This is a genomic window from Dellaglioa sp. CoH-57-MRSF-19, assembly GCF_056781975.1.
Genome location: NZ_JBXAXW010000001.1, coordinates 208,323 through 224,302, shown reverse-complemented (window position 1 = coordinate 224,302; position 15,980 = coordinate 208,323). Strand labels below are relative to the sequence as shown.

The 15,980-nt window shown below is 34.0% G+C and carries 16 protein-coding genes; 4 read left to right on the top strand and 12 right to left on the bottom strand.

Features of this window, described 5'->3' with window-relative positions:
* Nucleotides 1-14 precede the first annotated feature (14 nt).
* Nucleotides 15-1,982, bottom strand: a complete 1,968-nt coding sequence (locus tag AC1RO3_RS01050) for an ABC transporter ATP-binding protein/permease (RefSeq protein ID WP_481761143.1) — start codon at nt 1,980-1,982, stop codon at nt 15-17.
* A gap of 261 nt (nt 1,983-2,243) precedes the next feature.
* Between AC1RO3_RS01050 and AC1RO3_RS01045 the strand changes: the two genes are divergently transcribed.
* Nucleotides 2,244-3,131: a phosphate ABC transporter substrate-binding protein PstS family protein gene (locus AC1RO3_RS01045; RefSeq protein WP_481760974.1), complete on the top strand. Its 888-nt coding sequence runs from the start codon at nt 2,244-2,246 to the stop codon at nt 3,129-3,131.
* Between the two features lie 78 nt (nt 3,132-3,209).
* On the opposite strand, the gene AC1RO3_RS01040 is transcribed toward AC1RO3_RS01045, so the two are convergent.
* The 5 genes from AC1RO3_RS01040 to AC1RO3_RS01020 form a co-directional block, all read right to left on the bottom strand.
* Nucleotides 3,210-4,091 carry an ROK family protein gene (locus tag AC1RO3_RS01040; RefSeq protein WP_481760975.1) on the bottom strand — a complete coding sequence of 294 codons (882 nt, stop codon included), beginning with the start codon at nt 4,089-4,091 and terminating at the stop codon, nt 3,210-3,212.
* Nucleotides 4,092-4,201: 110 nt separating this feature from the next.
* Nucleotides 4,202-4,525, bottom strand: a complete 324-nt coding sequence (locus tag AC1RO3_RS01035; RefSeq protein WP_481760976.1) for a PTS lactose/cellobiose transporter subunit IIA — start codon at nt 4,523-4,525, stop codon at nt 4,202-4,204.
* A 30-nt stretch (nt 4,526-4,555) separates the two neighbouring features.
* A complete protein-coding gene (locus AC1RO3_RS01030; RefSeq protein WP_481760977.1) occupies nt 4,556-4,876 on the bottom strand; it encodes a PTS sugar transporter subunit IIB in 321 nt (106 codons plus the stop codon).
* Between the two features lie 15 nt (nt 4,877-4,891).
* A complete protein-coding gene (locus AC1RO3_RS01025; protein WP_481760978.1) occupies nt 4,892-6,340 on the bottom strand; it encodes a PTS sugar transporter subunit IIC in 1,449 nt (482 codons plus the stop codon).
* Nucleotides 6,340-7,722 carry a glycoside hydrolase family 1 protein gene (locus tag AC1RO3_RS01020; RefSeq protein ID WP_481760979.1) on the bottom strand — a complete coding sequence of 461 codons (1,383 nt, stop codon included), beginning with the start codon at nt 7,720-7,722 and terminating at the stop codon, nt 6,340-6,342. Before AC1RO3_RS01020 ends, AC1RO3_RS01025 begins: the two co-directional genes overlap by 1 nt.
* A 362-nt stretch (nt 7,723-8,084) precedes the next feature.
* Between AC1RO3_RS01020 and AC1RO3_RS01015 the strand changes: the two genes are divergently transcribed.
* Nucleotides 8,085-8,795: a GntR family transcriptional regulator gene (locus tag AC1RO3_RS01015; RefSeq protein WP_481760980.1), complete on the top strand. Its 711-nt coding sequence runs from the start codon at nt 8,085-8,087 to the stop codon at nt 8,793-8,795.
* Between the two features lie 167 nt (nt 8,796-8,962).
* Here the strand turns inward: AC1RO3_RS01015 and AC1RO3_RS01010 are convergent, their stop codons facing one another.
* A complete protein-coding gene (locus tag AC1RO3_RS01010; RefSeq protein ID WP_481760981.1) occupies nt 8,963-10,381 on the bottom strand; it encodes a C69 family dipeptidase in 1,419 nt (472 codons plus the stop codon).
* Nucleotides 10,382-10,543: 162 nt separating this feature from the next.
* Between AC1RO3_RS01010 and AC1RO3_RS01005 the strand changes: the two genes are divergently transcribed.
* Together AC1RO3_RS01005 and AC1RO3_RS01000 are read left to right on the top strand one after the other, a co-directional pair.
* Nucleotides 10,544-11,065, top strand: coding sequence for a DUF1836 domain-containing protein (locus AC1RO3_RS01005; RefSeq protein ID WP_481760982.1), 522 nt, complete (start codon nt 10,544-10,546; stop codon nt 11,063-11,065).
* Complete coding sequence (locus AC1RO3_RS01000; RefSeq protein ID WP_481760983.1) at nt 11,066-11,923, top strand: DegV family protein; 858 nt, start codon at nt 11,066-11,068, stop codon at nt 11,921-11,923.
* A gap of 48 nt (nt 11,924-11,971) precedes the next feature.
* On the opposite strand, the gene AC1RO3_RS00995 is transcribed toward AC1RO3_RS01000, so the two are convergent.
* From AC1RO3_RS00995 to AC1RO3_RS00975, 5 genes are all read right to left on the bottom strand, one after another.
* Entirely contained in the window at nt 11,972-12,394 is a 423-nt protein-coding gene (locus AC1RO3_RS00995) for a DUF3284 domain-containing protein (protein WP_481760984.1), read from the bottom strand.
* 19 nt (nt 12,395-12,413) lie between these two features.
* Nucleotides 12,414-13,820 (bottom strand): glycoside hydrolase family 1 protein, encoded by a 1,407-nt coding sequence (locus AC1RO3_RS00990; RefSeq protein ID WP_481760985.1) that lies wholly within the window; start codon nt 13,818-13,820, stop codon nt 12,414-12,416.
* Between the two features lie 64 nt (nt 13,821-13,884).
* The gene (locus tag AC1RO3_RS00985) at nt 13,885-15,171 is read right to left on the bottom strand and encodes a PTS sugar transporter subunit IIC (RefSeq protein WP_409021736.1); all 1,287 of its coding nucleotides are present in this window, start codon (nt 15,169-15,171) and stop codon (nt 13,885-13,887) included.
* A 27-nt stretch (nt 15,172-15,198) separates the two neighbouring features.
* Complete coding sequence (locus tag AC1RO3_RS00980; protein WP_481760986.1) at nt 15,199-15,516, bottom strand: PTS lactose/cellobiose transporter subunit IIA; 318 nt, start codon at nt 15,514-15,516, stop codon at nt 15,199-15,201.
* A gap of 22 nt (nt 15,517-15,538) precedes the next feature.
* Nucleotides 15,539-15,850 carry a PTS sugar transporter subunit IIB gene (locus tag AC1RO3_RS00975; RefSeq protein ID WP_409021738.1) on the bottom strand — a complete coding sequence of 104 codons (312 nt, stop codon included), beginning with the start codon at nt 15,848-15,850 and terminating at the stop codon, nt 15,539-15,541.
* Between the last annotated feature and the right edge of the window lie 130 nt (nt 15,851-15,980).

Below are 15,980 nucleotides of genomic sequence, written 5' to 3'. Positions count from 1 at the left end.
GCAACTTTATTTACTTATTCTTTTCTTAAAGATTCAACTGGATCAAGTTTTGATGCTCTGTTTGCTGGTAAGAAACTAGCAACCATACTAATCAAGACACTGATTAAAATACCAGAGAATACATAACTAGCTGTAACTTTAACAATCGTAACATCGAATGTTGCAACTGAGAATGCATTTAACCCAAAGGCTAAAATATACGTTACGCCAACACCAATTAAGCCAGATGCTAATCCAATTAGGAACGCTTCGGAAACAAATATACGGCGAATATCCTTACGACGTGCTCCTAAAGCTTTCATAACACCGATTTCTTTTGTTCTTTCAACAACAGATATATTTAGAACCACTAATATCATAATTGCAGAAACGAGCAATGATATCGCAGCTACGGCCGTTAAAACGTCTGTCAAAATATCTAACATTTGAGTAAACATTTCTGACATTTTTTCTTGAATTGAACCTGTGTAACCCAATGATTTAACTTTAGCTTTTATACCTGCCGTATTAGCCTTATCGTTTGTATGAAGATAAACAACATTTGGTTTAATTGTTTCATTATTATCTTCAACTAATTGTTGTAAGTCAGCGTAATTCAAGTAAACTAAACTGCTTGAACTGCTACTTCCAGATGCTTCATAAATTCCGGCAACTTTGAACGTTTTCTTAATCGTTTTTTCGTTATAAACAATCGCAATTTTAACTTGTTTACCAACAATGTTCTTGCCTAATGAATCTGCAGTTGTTTTATCTAATAAAATGCCATCCTTACCTGGTTTAGTACCCTTGGTAATGTTTGATTTTGTAATACCTGAGTTCATTGTACCCAACTGCATCAAACTAGCTTTTTTATCCTTATATGAAACTGTATTTGTACCTAGTGAAATTGCTGTATAACCCTTTTGTAGCTCATTCACATGTTTAATATTTGTTAACTTATTAATATCTTTTTTAGAAAATGATCCTGTCTGACCAGTAATTGCAGCCATTTGACTTTGTTGTTCTTTAGCTTGCGCTGCTTGGGCTTGAGAACCAGCAGCTGGTGTTGCTGTTTTAGAACTACTACTTGAAGAACTTGTTTTTGCCTTCATATGAACTTCAGTCACATTGGGATTCACGTAGCTAGTCATCGTATCCTTTATATAACTTGTTACCCCTTTTCCAAGCGATAACATTAAAACAACAGACATAATCCCAATACTTGAGCCAATAGCAACAAGTAAATTACGAGAAAATTTAGCTTTCATATTAAGTGCAGCTAATCGAATTGCAGACCATAGACTTAAATTCTTAGGCGTTTCGCCTTTAAATTCATCTTCATTAGTATGCAACTCTAATTGTTCTTGTTCGGAATCAGAAATAATTGCACCATTATCAATTCGTACAACACGACTTGAATATGCCGCAACGCGATCTGAATGAGTAACCATTAAAACTAATTTACCACGCTTTGCGATATCTTTGATAATTTCTAAGACAGCATCAGTTGTCTCTGAATCCAAAGCACCTGTTGGTTCATCAGCAATAATGACATCAGGATCATTCATTAAGGCACGTGCAATAGCAACACGTTGTTTTTGCCCACCAGATATTTGATCTGGCTTCTTTGTCATATGATCTTGTAACCCAACGTCTGTTAATAATTTTTTAGCACGTTTGACACGTACTGATTTATCAACATTTGAAAGCGTCATTGCCATAGCAACGTTATCAATCAAACTTAAATGAGGAATTAAATTAAAATTTTGAAAAATGAATCCAATACTCTTCTTATGAAAGTTAACAAGTTCTTTTTCAGAAAAATCACCAATATTTTCACCATTATACGTAATTTCGCCATCAAAATTTGAATCCAATCCACCTATTAAGTTCATTAATGTTGATTTACCACTTCCGGATTCACCAACTATTGAAACTAATTCTCCTTTGTCAAAAGAAGCATTAATGTCTTTTAAAGCCTTGAATGTCGTACCACCAGCCATATTATACGTTTTTGAAACGTTTTTTATTTCTAGAATCAATTTGTCTCCCCCTATTTCCGTTTTTATGACAGACTGTCATAATGAGCTGGTTTTTATTATAGATAATCACACTCACAAAAGCAAAGTATTTCGCTCCACCTTTACCCATTCTTTACAATTTCAGGTGTAAATCATTACACGATTCATACAGAACCATAACATTTAACTGATATTATGAAGTTGTTCTTAAATACGAATACAAAATAAAAGGGGAAGTTAATTATGAGAAAGAAAACAGCAATTATTTCGATAGCAGCAATGGGTCTTTTATTGTTGGCAGGATGTGGTAAATCATCATCTTCTTCAGATGATTCATCAAAAATTACAGGTAAAATTACTATTGTTGGATCAACTGCTTTACAACCTTTAGTTGAACAAGCAGCTGAAACCTATCAAGCAGATAATTCAGGTTTAACAATTGGCGTGCAAGGTGGTGGCTCAGGTACTGGTTTAAGCCAAGTTTCTACAGGTGCTGTTACCGTTGGTAATTCTGACATTTTTGCAGAACAAAAAGACGGCGTAGATGCTAAAAAGATTGTTGATCACAAAGTTGCCGTTGTTGGTATTGCACCTGTTGTCAACAAAGATACAAAAGTAACTAACCTCTCAAAAGCACAACTTGCTAACATTTTCTTAGGTAAGACAACAAACTGGAAAGAACTTGGCGGAGCAGACCAAGCGATTGTTGTCATTAATCGTGCTTCTGGTTCGGGTACACGTACCGTATTTGATAGTAGTATCCTTCCAAATAAAACAGCTAAACAAACACAAGAACAAGATTCAAACGGTACAGTTCAAAAAATGGTATCTTCAACACCAGGTGCCATCAGCTACTTAGCATTCTCGTACTTAAAAGATAACATCCAAGCATTATCTATTGATAACGTTAAACCAACATCAAAAAATGTTGAAACAAACAATTGGAAAATTTGGTCATACGAACATATGTATACTAAAGGTTCTCCTAACTACGCAACAGCTAAATTTATTGGTTATATTCAATCAGACAAAATTCAAAACGGCTTAATCAAGAAATTAGGTTATATCTCAATTTCAGATATGAAAGTTGAAAAAGACGCTAAGGGTACTATTGAAGAAATTAATAAATAGCTGTAAAAAATAGAACATTCAATACAAAAAGCTCATAATTATTAGATCTAAATCTAATAATTATGAGCTTTTTTATATTTAAATAGTGTTAAAGGTTATGAAATTTGTTTTATATTGGTATATTGCGCCAATCATATTAGCATCTCCATAAAAATAACATGTTTTTAAATTATACTTAAGGCCATCCGCACGTTTGGCAATGATTAATTGATTAATATATTTATTTAGTGTTTTAATCAAACCAGGTCTTTCAGATATAGCGCCTCCAATTAAAACAAGGTCAGGATCATACGATACAAGTAGATTAAACACTCCTACGGCTAAATGTTTATAAAAATCATCTACAATTTGGCATGCCTTATCATCACCAGAGTCAGATAAATCAAATAATTGTTTTCCGTTAATTTCACGATTATTTTCTGAAGAATACTGTTTGGCAAGATTTACTGGACTAACCAACTCACTGAAAGTACGATCATCATTTACATCTAAAATCATGTACCCAAATTCGCCACCAAATAGATTACTTCCGGCCTTTAATTTTTTATTCATTATTACAGAACCACCAACTCCAGATCCAATGATAATAGAAACAAAATCATCTACATCTTTAGCGTTTCCAATCCAATTCTCAGCTAATGCTGCACAATTAGCATCGTTTTGTATAGAAACTGGTACGCCTAAATATTGTTCCAACTCATCCCTAATCGGAAAATTGTGTATATAAGGGATGGCGCTAATCCCATGAATAATTCCATTTACCGTATCAACTGATCCTGGAGAACTAATGGCTATACCTTCAGCGTTCTGACAACTATTATATAAATTTTTAATTAAAGTTTTCATATCTTTCCACGTCTCAGGGGTCTCCCTCTTACCACGTGAAATGAACTGATTTTCTTTCCATTCTCCATACTTTACGGTTGTCCCACCAATATCAATTGCTAATATAGTTCCCATTGTTCTCCTTTTCAGTCATTCGACTAATATTTTTAGTATCTGATAATTATAATTTTTAATAAACGTATTAAATTAAAGAAGTTCTCATAGCACGTCTATAATGCGTCATTTTATACGGCGTTTTTTTTAATTGATTTATACATAGTTATAATTTCTTTAGCTAAATCAATATAACAGATACTCGTCATTAGCCAATCTTGCGAATGTATCAAATACAAATTAAGTTTCGTTTTTTCACCATTGGCCTCTTTTGTTAACAAAGTAGTTTGGATATTGTGCACCTTAGTTAACGCCTCTTGTGCTTGGTTCATAAAATCATCAGATTTAGAAAAATCAGACTGCTCAGCCATGCGGATTGCTTGAGCGGCAAATCCCTTCGCATTCCCCGATTCCATAATAATTCCCATTATTACAGTCATATCTTTATCATTCATATTTTTCATCCCCATTTCACTAAATTTATTTTATTCCGCAATTAAATTTACTGCTGTTTGTAATACTTTTTCACCGTTCATCATCCCATAATCTAGCATATCAATGACGTCCATAGGAATTCCAGCAGCATCAGTTTTACTTTTAATTTCTTCCTTCATATAACTGACCTGTGGCCCTAATAACAATACATCCGGATGAACACTTTCAATTTGATGGTCTACATCTGATGTTGATGTTGCAAATATTTCATAATCTTTTTTCTGCTTAGAAGCTGCCGCCTGCATTTTTGATACTAGTAGAGATGTAGACATACCAGCTGAACAAGCTAACATAATAATTTTTTTCTCCATGATTTTTTATTCCTTTCACTCTGCTTTATTATTTAATTCTTGCTCTTGTTCTTGATTACATAAATATTGATCATATTTTTTAGCGAATGGATAGTATCCGACAGCTGATATTACTAACGTTACCGCTTGCCATAAGGCCATCTTCCAACCTCCAATTAAAAATCCTGAAATAACTGCTGGCGTTGTCCAAGGTGCCGCAACACCATTTAAAGGTGGTACAATTCCGAAATAAATTACCCCATAAGTAGAGATTGCTACAATAACTGGTACCATGAAAAATGGTATAGCTAAAAATGGATTCATAACTAAAGGTAATCCGAAAAGAAAAGGCTCATTAATATTAAAAATAGCTGGAATAAGCTCAATTTTACCGATTGTTTTAAGCTGAACAGATTTAGCTGCAACTAGTGTGAAAATAACTAGTCCGATGGTTATTCCAGATCCCGTCAAGTTAATAAAATTATTATAAAATTCATTAGTAACAATATGTGCCCCGTTACCTAACGATAATTTACCAGCTTGATATAAAGCAGCGTTTCCAGAAGTATTAGGAATTAAGAAGGCTCCTGCAATTCCACCGACAATCAGTCCTCCGTGAACACCAAAGAACCAAAAGAATGATACTAAGAAGGCAATCAATATAGCCCCAATTAATGAATCTGATAGTCCTTGCATAGGTGCTGCTAACATCTTATAAATGAGATTTAACATATCTGTATTTAACACTGTCTTAATTAAAGCAAAGATTAACATAGTAACAGTTAATATAACACCAGATGGAATCATGGCAGTAAATTGATTAGCAACACTAGTTGGCACTTGTTCTGGGAGTGTTATTTTCCAACCAGCTTTAATCATTTTTGTATATGCCCAACCTACCAAAATACCTACAATAATTGCAGCCACCATTCCTTGACCGCTCAACCAACTAATGTTAATTACACCATTAACTGGCGACTGCATGAATGATTGAAGCGAATGAGGTAATTTGTCTATATTTTCTGTTATTGCAGAACCACTTAGGACCTCTTTACCAGCACTGTTAACAATACCTGCTCCATTTTTACCCATTACTCCGGCTAAAGGTGCGGCCACTTGGAGCATCTGTAACATCAAGAAAGATGATAATGCTGTCAATGCAGCGGGTAATGCCTCATATCCCTCATTACGAACATATACGTACGCGATACCAACTACCGCCCAGATAGATAAAATACCAAATGTTGTTGTATATGCTTGTGTGAAAAATGCTGACCAACCTGAATCTTTAAGCGCATCTGCAACACTTGGCACCGGGAAATTGGACAAAATTAAAAATATGGATCCTATAATAATAAAAGGTAATGCGTATACCATTCCATCTTGCAGAGCCCTTATAGGTTTTGTATTCACAAATTTCATAATTATAGGTAATAACTTATTCGTAATGAACGTGTTTGCTTTATTTTCAGTTTTATTTTCCATTATATTTTTTCTCCATTCTCTTCTAAGATATCCTTAAACCAATAATATGATTTTTTTGGAACTCTCTTCATATCTTTCAAATCATGATTTGTTCTATCAACAAAAACTGCACCATATCTTTTCTCCATGTCACCATGTGAACTAGGAATATCAATTAATCCCCAACCCAGATAGCCCACAACTTGAGCACCATCAATAAACATTGCATCCTTCATAGCCTTAATATGACTTTTATGATATTCAATTCGAGCATCATCTTGGATTATATTTGTGCTGTCCCTGTGCTCCTTGATGCCAATTCCATTTTCAATTGGAAATACAGGTAATCTATAACGATTATGCAAATCTGTAATTACATTTCGGAATCCTAAGGGATCAATATTCCATGACCACTCACTACTAGATAAATAAGTATTTTCTTCTACACTATAATTCATATATCTATTTGGTGCCTCGTCACTTGGAATTTTATCAGCATCCATGACCATTGTGCGATAGTAACTAAAGGAAATGAAATCAGATTTAATTTTATTTAAATATTGCTTATCTCTATCTTTAAAATCCATTTGAATATTATTCACTTCTATATATTTAAGTACTTCAGGAGAATATGATTGTCCGACAAATAACGAATTTAGATTTTCATAAATAAATTCATTTTGTTTTCTTACTGCAAAAGAATCTTTTGGATTAGTCGTTGCTGGATAAACTGGTGTATATGCCAACATACCTCCAATCTTAAGTTCTTTATATTGTTCATGAATATATTGTGCAATTTGTGCGTGAGCTATCATCGTATGATGGAATATGGTATACATATCGTCAATTGTTTTTTCCGTCTTGGTATATCCAGAAATATGAAATGTTTCATCAGTGAAGTATAGATTATGTTCATTAAATGTAATCCAATATTTAACTCTGTCTGAAAAATGATCAATAACGACTTTCCCAAACCTAACAAAAGCATCAACAGTTTTACGAGATAGAAATCCACTTTGCTTTTGGGCCAACGCTAACGGCATGTCAAAGTGATAGAGACAAACCATTGGCTCAATACCACGCTTAATCATCCCATCAATTAATCGGTCATAATACTCAAAACCTTTCTCGTTGATAGTTCCATCACCATCAGGTACTATTCGAGTCCACGATATCTGAATGCGATACATATTCATATTCATATCTGCAATTAAATCCAAATCTTCTTCATATCTGTTAAACTCATCAATCGCATCGTGCCAATCGGATACACCTTTATCTGAGTCACGGATATCATAAACTGATAGCCCTTTACCATCTGCCTGCCATGCTCCTTCTGTCTGCATACTTGATACAGAATTACCCCAATAAAAACCTTTAGGCATCTTATTTTCATTTATCATATATCAATCAACCCTTCTTCTAATAAATTATTTTTTAACTAAGAAATCGCTTTCATTTACTATTATATATCTTTTGTATAATAAAACAATACTTTTGTTATACAAAAGATATATGTTTTATTAAACTCTGGCTATCACTTATATAGAAAAGAGGGTAGTTGAGTGTTATAATTCGGTATTAACCGATTAATTAGTCATACTAAATATCGGTACAATATTCTCTAATTCTAAAATAGTTACATCATACCTATTTTTTTTGAGATCTAATTTTTAATAAGCAGAGTAATATACTTTTTAAAATCGCACCTAAAGTTTAAATAATACTAAATTTGACATTAAAATCTATGGGGGAACAGGGATTTATGAAAAAATATGAGTTAGTTAAAAATATAATTCGGGAACGAATACTTTCTAATATATATCCAAAAGGTAGCATTTTACCTGATCAAAAAGTATTATCTGCTAGCTTCGATGTCAGTTCAATAACCTTAAAGAAGGCGTTAGATGACTTAGCACGAGAAGGATTTATATTAAAAAAATCTGGTTTTGGAACAGTTGTTATAGGTCCCTCGACTCTTATCAATAGCGTTGATGCACCGGCAGATAATTTTGATGGATTAAGTAAACAAGAAGGACGGGACAGAATAACAAGTCACGTCATTAAGTTTGAAGTTGTATTCCCTCAAAAAGAGGTTCAAACTCATTTAAATATTAGTGCAGAAGAGCCAACATACCATATTATTAGACTCCGACTTTTAGATGGAAATCCTTTCATCTTGGAAGATACGTACATGCCTGTTAAATTAGTTCCAGGTTTATCAAAATCCGTACTGGAAACTTCCATATATAGTTATATTAAAAATACGTTAGGGTTAAATATGTCAGGTATGTCTAGAAAAATACAAGCCAGACAAGCCACTGAATTAGATATCAATTATTTAAACGTTGTTGAACAAACGCCAATATTAGAAGTAGAACAAATTGTTTGGCTTGTGAATGGTCACGCCATCGAGTACTCAAAATCAAGAAATGAATTTAATAAACGCTCTTATTTTGTTTTTGAATCAAATTAAACTGGCACACTTATGAACTAACTTACATTAAAAATAATTATCTGTACTTAATATATGTGGGTACGCAAAAAGGCATAATTCCAAAGTTATATTGGAATTACGCCTTTTTGCGTACAAAGTATTTAAATATTATTTTTATAAATTAGCATCCATGTTAAATATTATTTTTATAAATTAGCATCCATGTTAAATGTTAATTTAGATAATGTTAATCCTTCAGTAATGAATTGACCAATCATGTTCATCGTTCTTTCACGCATATCAGCAACAATTGCGTAATTTTGTTGTGTGAGGTAGTTTGTTAATTCATCCCCACTCATATCTGTAGATGCTGCATCAATATCAGCAACCATCGTCTTCAACTGTTGACGACATGCCTTTAAGTAATCAACATTTTCTTGAATAAAATGAGAATAATGTGATTCTGTTAACATCGAAACCGTACGATACATCCAATAAGCACTATTCATATCTAGTGTTAACGGTGTTTCGCTGTAACTTGGGTCTGTGTCTGTTGCATTCGTGTAGAATGGCACAAATGGTGCAAATGCTGGAACACCTAAACAGATCCACATTAATGCAGAATGTGCATCATCAACATTATTTCTCAATTGAAGAACGTGTGCATTTTGTGTTCTATTCATTGAAATAGGACGGAATCGTAAACGATCTTCATCAGCACCATGACCAAATGGATCATATTGTGTTTCATTGTAATGTGAACCTAAAATAGCAGTCACATCTTCAACACTGATTTTTTTATTTGCGTAACAAATGAATGGTAATTCACTTGAAGTTGGTTCTTGCTTAATTTCTGGATTCAAACAACGTTGACCATACCAGACACGAGGTGTGTTGTAATGACGATCTTTTTCTGTGTCTGTTCCAAAAATATGACGGAAGTTCCAGCCTGTTTTATCAGGGTTTAAATGATGCTCTTCTACATATTCACGGATACCGTCTGACCACATAAAGTTATCTGTATTATCAAAATCAATTTCTTGAATAGCAACTTGATTAGCTGCAACAGCATAAGCATCATCTGGAATACGTTGTGCAATCCAGTGATGTCCGGTAACAATTTCCATGTACCAAACATCATTTTTATCACTAAATAAGACACCATTTCCTTCAGGTGAACCGTATTTTGTAATTAAAGCCCCTAAATATTCAACACCATGTTTTGCTGATTTAATATAAGGTGCAACCATTGTTTGTAATGAATCTTCTGCTAAACCATTTTTAATTAAAGGATCGTATGCTAAAACACGTTCATTCGCATAGACACTTTCTGTTGCGCTCATTGCAACATTTTTTTCATTAATACTACTTTCATCAAAGACACCTTTGCTGGATACCTCAACATTAGGTGTTGCTGTCCAGCGATACCCATTTTCTGGTAATGGTGCAGTAAACCCATTTTTATTCGAAGTTAACGTTTCATGACGTCCGGTTACTGCAGGGTACATCAAGAATCGTTGTGGTGTAATAGGCAAAAACGTATCATCATTTCTAGCAATCATCGTTGAGCCATCAATTGTGGCCTTCTTACCAACTAAAATTGTTGTACATGCTTGTTCCATCATAAATAATTCACTCCTTCTCATTATTAAATACCCTTATAGTGTACAACTTTTATCTTCATATAAACATGCTATTTTTATATACTTTAAGAAACAGTTAAATCTAGTTTACAACTCTAGATGTAAATGCTAATATAAAGATATTACGTTAAGGGGGGTTATCATTTGAGCCAAAAAGTTCCATCATCTTTTTTAAATTGGCTAGATAGCTTAAAGAAAATTACATTACCTGATTGGCAAGATTTCCCGGAATTAGACCTTTATATGGATCAATCCGTGAAACTTGTTAATCAATACTTAGAGCCATTACACTTAATGCCTGTAACACCTACAATGGTCAATAATTACGTAAAAAAAGAAGTTATGTTTAAACCCATCAAAAAAAGATATCGCAAGGAACATTTAGCAGCAATCATTGTTATTACTGTTTTAAAATCTGCTTTTCCGTTAGATGTTATCAAGAATGGTATCGACCAAATTTTAGTCGATAACTCATCTGAAGATGCTTACATGAACTTCGCTTTAATTTTTAACGAACAACTTAAATCTTTAACCTTTGATACCAACTTAAAGCCCGTCACGACTGAAACAACAATCATTGAATTAGAACAACGAACGGCTGCAAGTGCCGTGATTAATCATATTATCAGTGAAAAATTAGTTATATTAATGAAGGAGGCCAATTAAATGATGAGTAAAGAAAAAATAGCAGTATTAGTAGATTCAGGTTCGGATATTCCTAAAGAATTTATGGAACAGGAACATATTTATATGGTCCCTATTTTAATTACATTCAGTGATGCAACTTACTTAGATCGTATCTCTATCTCACCTGCGGAAGTTTATGAACGTATGGAGACTGAGATTCCAACAACCGCAACGCCTTCAGGTGGCTCAATTAACGACGTTTTTGACCAAATTAAAGCCGATGGCTATACACATGTTATTGCAACAACGATCTCAAGCGGTTTGTCTGGTACTTATAATTCAATTAAAACATTCGCCAAATTATCATCATTAACTGTTGAAGTCATCGATACAAAAAATGTTGGTATTGGTGGTGGATTAGCTGGTATTTTAGCATCAAACTTAATTAAAGAAGGCAATTATTTTGACGAAATTGTCACAAAGGTTCAACTAGCGGTTGATAGAAGTAGTGTCTTTTTCTATTTACCAACCCTACACTATCTTCAAGTTGGTGGCCGTATTGGACGTGTCTCTGGTCTTATGGGGAATCTCTTAAACATCAAACCAATTATTTCATGTGATGAAAATGGTATTTATTATCCTATTGCAAAAGCTCGAGGCGAAAAAGCTGCACTAAAAAAATTATTATCACTCGTTGATGATAAGATTGGCGATTCTCTTCATTTCGATATAGCCGTTGCATATGGTAATAATGAGCCTTTAGCAGCAAGTATCTTCGAAACCTTAAAAACTAAGTATCCAAATGCTGAACATTTTTACTTTGGCGATGCATCACCTGCTCTTGGTGTTCATGCTGGCCCTGGTGTTATCGGTATTGGTGTTGAAATTTTAGACTAAAAATAAAGAAGCAAACCGATAAATACGGTTTGCTTCTTTATTTTTAGTCTAATTAGTTGCATACTTATTTTCAATTTGTTTAAGCATTTTTTTGAAATTTCTCTTCTTAAAGAAACTCATAAGAATACTCATGAAGGCATCATTCATTTGTTGCATCTTGCCTTTAGAAGTCATGACTTCTTTATAACTTAACAAACAACGTTTATCATCAATTACCTTAATATCGTAACTTACATCAAATTTATTACGATTGTTATCCGTTTGAAAATGATAACTTTCGTTTTCAACTATTTTTGTTACTTTTAAAGCAGCTGATTGTGTTTTTGAAAACTTTTTCGTGAACGCAAAACCCTCTAATTGATTTTTTGTTAATTTCTGACCTGTCTGATCTTTAATATCATATAGTACGGACTCCATAATTTGATCAAATAGATAATCTGCAGGCATTTTTAATTTCATTTCCATTTCCATCAGTCATTCGCCTCCATTTTTAGTCATTAAATCCATTTTGTTCTGTCATTTTTTTAAACCAGTAACCGCTCTTCTTAATTGTGCGTTTTGCTTCATTATCTAAATCAACACTAATAAATCCGTAACGGTTCTTGTAAGCATTTAACCATGACCAATTATCCATACATGTCCACATATGGTAGCCATGAACGTTACTACCTTCTTCAAGTGCCTTATGAACCCATTTCAAATGATCTTGAACAAATTCAATTCGATAATCATCATTAATTTGCCCATCTGCATTAATAAATCTGGCTTCATCTTCAACACCCATCCCATTTTCAGAGATGAAACAATCAATATTACCATAATTATCCTTAATATTGATTAGTGCATCATAAATTCCTTTTTCATAAATTTCCCAGCCACGATAAGGATTAACTTTTTTTCCAGGCATATCGTATACTGTATAAAAATCTTCAGGCATCCAGCCATTTTCACCTTCTGGTTCGGCTTTAATTATTTTCGCCGCTGCTCGCCTTGGTTGATAATAATTAACGCCTAATAAATCGATAGTATTTTCTTTAATAACATCTAAATCACTTTGATGATAGATTGGCATTAAGTCATATTCATGCAACCACTCAACAATATCTTGAGGGAAAGTGCCTTTAATTGCGGGATCTAAAAATGAACGATTAAAGAATCCATCAACAAATTTGGCTGCTTTAACATCTGCTGGATTTGTCTCATCTTTTGGATACGTTGGCATTAAATTTAAAATAATCCCAATTGTGCCACCTAAATTGAGTGAATGATACTTTTCAACTGCTTTAGCACTTGCCAATGCTTCATGATAAGCCACCTGGACACCATGCTTTAAATTACGTTCATCAGGTAAATGCCATCCATATAAATACCCACCCTCAACTGGAACAATCGGTTCATTTTGAGTAAACCATTTTTTAACGCGATCGCCAAATAATTTAAAACAAGTTTCTGCATAGTCCGTATACAAGTCTACAACTTCACGATTTAACCAACCACCATTTTCTTGTAACACCATTGGCATATCAAAATGGTAAAGGTTCATAAAAGGTTCAATTCCAGCGGCAATTAAATCATCTATTAAATGGTTATAAAAGGTAACAGCTTCAGGATTAACCTCTCCAGTGAATGGATTTGGAATCAAACGTGACCACTGAATTGAAGTCCGATATGAATTATGACCTGTTTGTTTCATCAAAGAGATATCTTCTTGGTATTTTTGATAAACCCTTGATGTATTTTCGGGTCCAACCTGATTAAAGAACTTTTCAGGGCTTGCTTGATACCAAGCATCCCAAATATTATCAGCTTTTCCATCTCCTGAAACACGACCTTCAGATTGTGGTCCACTCGCAGCTGACCCCCACCAGAAATCTTTTGGAAATTCATATTTAACCATAGTAAACTCCTTTATTTAACACAAAATCTCTTTACAGAATAACGTAAAGAGATTCGCTTTTATTTTATTTTTTTGCTGCTTCAGCTTCTGCTTCAGCTTTTTCAATTTGTTTTGTTGCTAAGATAACGAATGGTGCGTAAATTAACGCTGAGATAACCACATTAACTGCGGCTAAAACCCCACCAGCTAAACTCTTAGTTGCCAAAATCCCGCCAATTACTGGTGGTGTAACCCATGGGGGCATTACCGTTGCTGCTGGCACAATTCCAGTGGCGGTTGCAATATACGCAACAGTCACAAGTACCATTGGTGTCAAAATAAATGGTACGAACATAATTGGATTCAACACAATTGGAAGTCCAAACATCATTGGTTCATTGATATTGAAAATACCAGGAGCTGCTGATAGTGATCCAATCATTTTGTAAGGTTTATTTTTACGACCAACAATGAAGATGGCAATAATCAAACCAATAGTTGCACCAGTTCCACCTAAGTTAACAAATGAATCGAAGAAAGGTTTGTTAACGATAAAAGGAATTGTTTTACCTTCACTAAGTGCTTTAACGTTAGCTGCAATAGCAGGTGCGTTAATTGTTTGCATTAATGGATCAATCATATTAGCTCCATGTAAACCAAAGAACCATAAGAATGGTGCAATAAATGCTAATAATAATGCTGATGGATATGAATTTGCCAAGCCCATAAATGGTTCTTGAACAAGTTTGTAGAATGATGCAATAATATCAGTTACGCCGAATCCTTGGAATAATGTATTGATAAAGGCAAAGATTGTAACAACAATCATTGCTGGAAATAATGAAGCGAATGCTTTTGCAACAGCAGGTGGAACACCATCAGGCATGTTAACGATTAAATGTTTGTTACCACTTAAACGTTGGAATAATTCTGCTGAAACCAAACCGACAACAAGTGCAACGAATAATCCTACTGAAGACATCCCAGCTAATTGCAAACCACCTAAAGCGAAGAATGAAGCAACTGATACTGTACCAGCAGCCATACCATCTTTACCATATGATTTTGCAACGTTATGAGCTACTAAGAATGCAACGAATAATGACATAATACCAAAACTAGCATTCCAAACGCCTGCTCCTACACCCTTCCAGATTGGAACATCGTTAACTATTTTAGGAAATAGTCCGTCCATAAAATTTGAAAAACCTGGAATTGGTAAGTTATTAATTAATGTTCCCAGAGCACCTAAAATCATAAGTGGCATAATAACAACGAATGCATCTCGAATTGCCACCAAATGTCTTTGTGCCCCAATTTTTGAAGCTACTGGAATAAAGTGAATATCCATCCATTTTATAAATTTGTCCATGAGTAGTTCCTCCTTAAAGTTTAGTACTTATCCTATTTTTTTGTATAGATCTACTACCTCACCAGCTAAGTCTCTAAATGTAATCGCATTCATTAAATGATCTTGTCCATGAACCATTAATAAACTAACTGGTACCGGATCCCCTGAAGCTTCTTGCGTTAACATGGCTGTTTGAGAATGATGTGCTTCAATGAGTGATTTGTCAGCATCAGCTAACTTAGCAGCTGCGGTTTCAAAATCGCCTTTTTTAGCGGCGTGAATTGCTTCCATAGAATCACTTTTAGCGTTTCCACCATTAACAATCAGCCCCATGATTGTTTGCATTTGTGCATCATTTTCGTTCATATCTGATTACCCCTTTTATTTTTTATTTAATTAAGCTTTTAGCTGTTGCAAGAACTTTTTCGCCATTCATCATGCCGTAATCTTGCATATTGATAACTTCTACCGGAATATTTTTGTCAGCAACCTTTTTTTCAAATTCATCTTTCATAAAACGAACTTGTGGGCCTAACATTAAAATATCAACTGGTTTTGATTCAAGCATTGAATCTGCCTCTGAAGCACCAACTGCAAAGATTTCTGAATCATAGTTCTCTGCTTCTGCAGCCTTTTGCATTTTTGACACCAATAAACTTGTACTCATACCCGCTGAACAAACTAACATAATCGTTTTCATAATTTGCCACTCCTTTTTCTATTTATACTCTTATATACGCAAGTTCCATGCCAAAAATAAAGACCATCGAAAAGGCTTTAAGAAAGCGCTTTCGATGGTCTTTTATTTTATTTGCACACTACTAGTCACT

Coding starts and splice junctions, on each gene's coding strand:
- AC1RO3_RS01010 (WP_481760981.1), bottom strand. CDS start 10,381: ATGATGGAACAAGCATGTACAACAATTTTAGTTGGTAAGAAGGCCACA.
- AC1RO3_RS00975 (WP_409021738.1), bottom strand. CDS start 15,850: ATGAAAACGATTATGTTAGTTTGTTCAGCGGGTATGAGTACAAGTTTA.
- AC1RO3_RS00990 (WP_481760985.1), bottom strand. CDS start 13,820: ATGGTTAAATATGAATTTCCAAAAGATTTCTGGTGGGGGTCAGCTGCG.
- AC1RO3_RS00995 (WP_481760984.1), bottom strand. CDS start 12,394: ATGGAAATGGAAATGAAATTAAAAATGCCTGCAGATTATCTATTTGAT.
- AC1RO3_RS01040 (WP_481760975.1), bottom strand. CDS start 4,091: ATGGGAACTATATTAGCAATTGATATTGGTGGGACAACCGTAAAGTAT.
- AC1RO3_RS01045 (WP_481760974.1), top strand. CDS start 2,244: ATGAGAAAGAAAACAGCAATTATTTCGATAGCAGCAATGGGTCTTTTA.
- AC1RO3_RS01050 (WP_481761143.1), bottom strand. CDS start 1,982: ATGGCTGGTGGTACGACATTCAAGGCTTTAAAAGACATTAATGCTTCT.
- AC1RO3_RS00985 (WP_409021736.1), bottom strand. CDS start 15,171: ATGGACAAATTTATAAAATGGATGGATATTCACTTTATTCCAGTAGCT.
- AC1RO3_RS01000 (WP_481760983.1), top strand. CDS start 11,066: ATGATGAGTAAAGAAAAAATAGCAGTATTAGTAGATTCAGGTTCGGAT.
- AC1RO3_RS01015 (WP_481760980.1), top strand. CDS start 8,085: ATGAAAAAATATGAGTTAGTTAAAAATATAATTCGGGAACGAATACTT.
- AC1RO3_RS01030 (WP_481760977.1), bottom strand. CDS start 4,876: ATGGAGAAAAAAATTATTATGTTAGCTTGTTCAGCTGGTATGTCTACA.
- AC1RO3_RS01025 (WP_481760978.1), bottom strand. CDS start 6,340: ATGGAAAATAAAACTGAAAATAAAGCAAACACGTTCATTACGAATAAG.
- AC1RO3_RS00980 (WP_481760986.1), bottom strand. CDS start 15,516: ATGAACGAAAATGATGCACAAATGCAAACAATCATGGGGCTGATTGTT.
- AC1RO3_RS01035 (WP_481760976.1), bottom strand. CDS start 4,525: ATGAATGATAAAGATATGACTGTAATAATGGGAATTATTATGGAATCG.
- AC1RO3_RS01020 (WP_481760979.1), bottom strand. CDS start 7,722: ATGATAAATGAAAATAAGATGCCTAAAGGTTTTTATTGGGGTAATTCT.